4 protein-coding genes and 1 other RNA gene are annotated in these 5,645 nt (G+C 69.8%); 1 reads left to right on the top strand and 4 read right to left on the bottom strand.

The window, feature by feature from the left end; genetic code table 11:
* A partial coding sequence (locus AC2VNT_RS17305; protein ID WP_486948022.1) for a class I SAM-dependent methyltransferase occupies nt 1–1,021 on the top strand: 1,021 nt, incomplete at its 5' end.
* Here the strand turns inward: AC2VNT_RS17305 and AC2VNT_RS17300 are convergent.
* The 4 genes from AC2VNT_RS17300 to ffs all read right to left on the bottom strand — a co-directional run bounded on the left by AC2VNT_RS17300 (nt 1,018) and on the right by ffs (nt 5,543).
* Entirely contained in the window at nt 1,018–2,232 is a 1,215-nt protein-coding gene (locus tag AC2VNT_RS17300; RefSeq protein WP_486948021.1) for an FAD-dependent oxidoreductase, read from the bottom strand. The two genes, AC2VNT_RS17305 and AC2VNT_RS17300, sit on opposite strands and share 4 nt — an antisense overlap.
* Before the next feature lie 2 nt (nt 2,233–2,234).
* Nucleotides 2,235–4,091, bottom strand: coding sequence for a DNA polymerase III subunits gamma/tau (locus AC2VNT_RS17295; protein WP_486948020.1), 1,857 nt, complete (start codon nt 4,089–4,091; stop codon nt 2,235–2,237).
* Nucleotides 4,092–4,141: 50 nt separating this feature from the next.
* Entirely contained in the window at nt 4,142–5,413 is a 1,272-nt protein-coding gene (locus AC2VNT_RS17290; RefSeq protein WP_486948023.1) for an aspartate aminotransferase type Ic, read from the bottom strand.
* A 35-nt stretch (nt 5,414–5,448) separates the two neighbouring features.
* Nucleotides 5,449–5,543, bottom strand: an RNA gene (gene ffs, locus AC2VNT_RS17285) — signal recognition particle sRNA small type.
* Nucleotides 5,544–5,645: the final 102 nt, after the last annotated feature.

Below are 5,645 nucleotides of genomic sequence, written 5' to 3'. Positions count from 1 at the left end.
CGACAAGCTGGACTTCAAACGGCCGCCGGCGCGGGTGATGGCCAACATCATCCGTTCGATCGGTGTGGAGCACATGCTGCCGATCGCGCCACCGCCGCAGGAAGCGCTGCCCCGGTGGCGCCGGGTCGCCGAAGGACTCCGGCACAGCAAGTCTCGCGACGCCGAGGCCATCCACCACCACTACGACGTCTCCAACACCTTCTACGAGTGGGTGCTCGGGCCGTCGATGACATACACCTGCGCGGTCTATCCGACCGTCGACGCGACACTGCAGGAGGCGCAGGAGAACAAATACCGCCTGATCTTCGAGAAGCAGCGGCTGCAGCCGGGCGACCGCCTCCTCGACGACGGCTGCGGTTGGGGCGGCATGGTCCGCTACGCCGCCCGCCAGGGTGTTCGGGTAGTGGGAGCGACGCTCTCCGCCGAACAGGCGAAGTGGGCCCAGCGGGCGATCGAAGCGGAGGGACTGGCCGACCTGGCCGAGGTCCGGCACTGCGACTACCGGGACGTTTCGGAGACCGGGTTCGACGCCGTGTCGTCAATCGGCCTGACCGAGCACATCGGCGTCGGCAATTACCCGACCTACTTCGATTTCCTGAAAGCTAAGCTGCGCACCGGTGGCCTGCTGCTCAACCATTGCATCACCCGGCAGGACAACAAGTCCGGCTTCACCGCCGGCGGCTTCATCGACCGGTACGTCTTCCCGGACGGCGAGCTGACCGGCTCCGGGCGGATCATCACCGAGATCCAGGACGCCGGACTGGAGGTGCTGCACGAGGAGAACATCCGGCACCACTACCAGATGACGCTGCGCGACTGGTGTGCGAACCTGGTGGCGCACTGGGACGAAGCGGTCGCCGAGGTGGGCCTGGCGACCGCCAAGGTGTGGGGTCTGTACATGGCCGGTTCGCGGCTGGGTTTCGAGTACAGCGCGATTCAGTTGCACCAGGTGCTGGCGGTCAAGCTCGACGACCGGGGCGGTGACTGCGGGTTGCCGCTGCGACCGTGGTGGCGGACCTAACGACGAGCGAATCCCGGGGCGTGTTCCGGTCGGACGCCGACGCCGACGAAGTAGGCGGGTAGGCCGGTCAGCCACGGCAGCCGTTGGATCACGGTGAGCAGCGCATCCGGCGGGGTGACGTTGGCGCCGCGCAGGATCGAGCGCAGGATTCTATGGAGTAGCCGCTGCACCGACTGGGTCACCACGGTGGGCGCCAACCGGCGACGGCGGACGGCGGCCAGGTCCGCAGCGGTCACCCGCTGTCGGCGCAGCGGCTCGGCCAGCAGTGTCGCGGCCGCGACGGCGTCCTGCACTGCCAGATTGATGCCGACGCCGCCCACCGGGGACATCGCGTGCGCGGCATCACCGATGCACAACAGACCGTCTTTGTGCCAGCGGTGCAACCGGTCCACCCGGACGTCGAGGTGCTTGACGTCGTCCATCGATGTCAGCGCGGCTACCTCGTCGGCGGCGTCCGGGATCAGTTCGGCGACATCCCCGCGGAAAGCGTCGATGCCGCGCTCCCGCAGTCGCGGTTCGGTGCCCTTGGCGATCAGGTAGGCGACCTGGAAATAACCCTGTCGCGGGATCAGGATGCCGGCCCGACCGGGACCGATGCGAGGCACCAGGGCGGATCCGGCGGCGTCGTTGCGGGGCAGCCGAAACCAGAGCACGTCGAAGTCGACCGGGAATTGACGCCCGGTCAAACCGGCTTCGCCCCGGACGGTCGAGGTCCGGCCGTCACAGGCGACGGTCAGCTCGGCGCGCAGCGCACCCGGTCCGTCGGGGCTTTGGTAGCGCACGCCGGTCACCCGGTCGCCCTCGGTCAGCAGCCCGGTCACCTCGCTGCGCATCCGCAGGGTGAACGTCGGCTCGGCCTGGGCGACGTCGGCGAGCAGATCAAGCAGGTCCCACTGCGGCACCATCGCGACCAACTTGTGCGGCTGTCGCCGCAACCGCCCGAAATCGACCAGGGTCACCGCCCGGCCGTCGGACTCGAACGCCGCCCGGTGCACCTCGCTGTACGGCAACGTCGCAAAGCGATCCCACAACCCCAGCTCGTCGAGGAGCCGCAGCGTGGTCGGGTGCACGGTGTCGCCGCGGAAGTCACGCAGAAAGTCGCCGTGTTTCTCCAGGACGGTGACGTCGACGCCGGCCCGTGCGAGCAGCAGGCCGAGGAACATCCCAGCCGGGCCGCCCCCGACGATCGCGCAGGTTGTCGTCTCCGCCATGGTCAGCCTTTCTCGATCGGACGCGCGCCCAGCTCGTTCTGCAGCAGTTCCAGGGCGGCCTCCTCGACGTCGCGGCGCGGAGCCGGTACGTCGCCGTGTTCGGCGTCGGCCTCGGCCAGCATCTCCTCCTCGTCGGTTCTGCTGGACGAATCGCGCGCCGCAGTAGGCGGGTTCGAGGCGGGATCGGTCGGCGTACCCGCCTCGCAGCGCACCCGCCAGTTCACCCCGAGCGCGTCCTTGAGCGCGTCGACGATCACGTCGGTGTTGCGTTGCTCGCAGAGTCGTTTGGCCAGCGGCGCCGACTCGTGGCTGAGGACCAGTGTGTCCCCCTCCACCGCCCGCACGGTGGCACCGGCCAGCATCACCTCGGTGGTTCTGCTGCGCTGCCGCACCTTGTCCCGCACCGTCGACCACATCGCCCGCACCGCTGCGGCATCCGGCTGACCGGTGGATGGGGGCGCGGCCGGGGTGGGTGCGGCAATGGGCGGCTCCGGCGGCGGCCCGGCCGCCGGCTCTGGCTGCGCGGGCGGCGGCTCGCGCTTCGGCTCCGGCGCCGGTGTCGACCGCGGTGGCTCCGGCGCGGTGGCGGGCGCGGTATCCGACTGCCCGTCGAGTGTTTGGGATCGGCGGACATACGCCCTGGTCGTCGGTGGCGGCGCGGTGTCCTCCCGGGCCGGGATCGACATGTCCAGCCGGTTTTCGATCCGTTCCACCCGGTGCAGCAGCCCGGATTCGGCGTCGCTGGCCGACGGCAACAGCAGCCGGGCGCAGACCACCTCCAGCAGCAGCCGGGGTGCCGTCGCGCCACGCATCTCGCCGAGCCCGGCGTGCACCACCTCCGCATAGCGGGTCAGCGTTGCCGGCCCGATCCGGGTGGCCTGTTCGCGCATCCGGTCGAGCACGTCTTCCGGGGCGTCGACCACGCCGGTGACCGCGGCGTCGGGAACCGCCTGCAGCACGATCAGATCCCGGAACCGCTCCAGCAGGTCCACGGCGAACCGGCGCGGATCGTGGCCGGCGTCCACCACCGCCTCGACCGCGCCGAACAGCGACGCGGCGTCCCCGGCGGCCAGCGCATCGACCGCGTCGTCGATCAGCGCCACGTCGGTGGCGCCGAGCAAGCCCAACGCCCGCTGATAGCGGATGTGACTGGCGCCCGAGCCGCCCGCGTCCACCTCCGAGCCGGCCAGCAGCTGGTCGAGCACCGACAACGTGTCGCGGGGTGAGCCACCGCCGGCGCGGATGACCAGGGGGTAGACCGCGTCGTCAACGACGACGTTCTCCTGCTCGCAGATCCGCCCGATCAAGCCGCGCATGGTCCGCGGCGACAGCAGCCGGAACGGGTAGTGGTGGGTGCGCGATCGGATGGTCGGCAGCACCTTCTCCGGCTCGGTGGTGGCAAAGACGAAGATGAGGTGGTCGGGTGGCTCCTCGACGATCTTGAGTAGTGCGTTGAAGCCGGCGGTGGTCACCATGTGCGCCTCGTCGATGATGAAGACCCGATAGCGCGACTGGGCGGGGGCGTAGAACGCGCGGTCGCGTAGCTCGCGGGTGTCGTCGACCCCGCCGTGACTGGCGGCGTCGAGTTCGATCACGTCGATGCTGCCCGCCCCGTTGGGTGCCAGCGCCATGCACGACTCGCAGACCCCGCACGGGGTGGGCGTGGGCCCTTGTGCGCAGTTCAGCGACCGTGCCAGGATGCGAGCAGACGACGTCTTGCCGCAGCCACGCGGTCCGGAGAACAGGTAGGCGTGGTTGATCCGGCCGGCCGTCAGGGCGGTGCACAGCGGCTCGGTGACGTGTTCCTGGCCCACCACCTCGGCGAACATCGCCGGTCGGTATTTGCGGTAGAGGGCCACAGTCAGCAGGCTATCCGCTCGGTGCGACTACCGCTCGGCTGGGCGAGCGCTCAGCCCAGCAGGGACTCGGCCGCCGCCAGCAGCGCGCAGGTGGCCAGGCCGTCGACGGCGTCACGCAGCTCCGGAAGCGACGCGAACGTCGGGGCGATCCGGATGTTCTTGTCGTCGGGATCCTTGCGGTACGGAAACGACGCCCCGGCTTCGGTCAGCGCGATCCCGGCCTCCTTCGCCAGGGCGACGGTGCGCCGCGCGGTCCCGGGCAGCACGTCCAGGCTGACGAAGTAGCCCCCCTTGGGATCGCTCCAGGACGCGATCTTGGCGGCGCTGAGCCGCTCGTCCAGGACCTCGGCGACCAGCGCGAACTTCGGCGCGAGGATCAGCCGGTGCCGAAGCATGTGCAGTCGCACCCCGTCGGCGTCGCCGAAGAACCGCAGGTGGCGCAGCTGGTTCAGCTTGTCCGGGCCGATCGACCGCTTACCGGCGTACTGCAGATACCAGGCGATGTTGGCCAACGATCCGCCGAAGAAACTCACCCCGGCGCCGGCGTAGGTGATCTTCGACGTGGACGCGAACACGTACGGCCGATTCGGGTTCCCGGCGGCCGCGGCCAGCCCCAGCACGTCGACCTGGCGGGGGAAGTCCAACGTCAGGGTGTGCACCGCGTAGGCGTTGTCCCAGAACAGTCGGAAATCGGGGGCCGCGGTCTTCATCTGCACCAGTCGGCGTGCGGTGTCCCAGGAGTAGGTGACACCGGTCGGGTTGGCGAACACCGGCACGGCCCACATGCCCCGGATCGCGGGGTCGACGGCCACGAGTTCCTCGATCAGGTCGACGTCCGGGCCGTCTTCGCGCATCGGAACCGGGATCATCTCGATGCCCACGGTCTCGGTGATCGCAAAGTGTCGGTCGTAGCCGGGCACCGGGCAGAGGAATTTGACCCCGTCCGGTTCCTGGCCCCAGGGCCGCGGCGAGTCCACCCCACCGTGCAGCAGCGAAAACACCACCGCGTCGTGCATGAACTCCAGGCTGGCGTTGTTTCCGGCGATCAAGTTCGGCACGGGGATGCCGAGTAGCTCGCCGAAGATCGCCCGCAGCTCCGGCAGACCGTGCAGGCCGCCGTAGTTGCGGACGTCGGTGCCGTCGTCGTCGCGGTAGTCGTCGCTGCCGGGGAGGCGCAAGAGCGCGTTGGACAGGTCGAGTTGCTCGGCGGCCGGCTTGCCGCGGGTGAGGTCCAGGGAGAGTTTCTTGGCCTGCAACTCCGCGTATTCCCGCTGGTAGTGCTCGTGCTGAGCAACCAGGCCGGCGCGGTTGAGCGTTTGCAGGGACACCGTGTGCCTTTCACCGTCGAAGGCTCGACATGAGGGGACCCCGCGCACCCGCCAGAGCCCATTGACCCTTGCTGCCTTCCGGCCCTGGGGGAGTTCACAGGATGGACGCCGCGCGGGGTCCACCGGAAGTCTAGCGGCGATCGCCAGCGCGGCGAAGCCGGGCGCAGCGGGTCGCCGCCATCGACCCAGCGGCGATCGCCAGCGCGGCGAAGCCGGGCGCAGCGGG

It is taken from the genome of Mycobacterium sp. TH-M15 (assembly GCF_057473705.1).
This window is presented reverse-complemented; position numbering and strand designations above follow the sequence as displayed.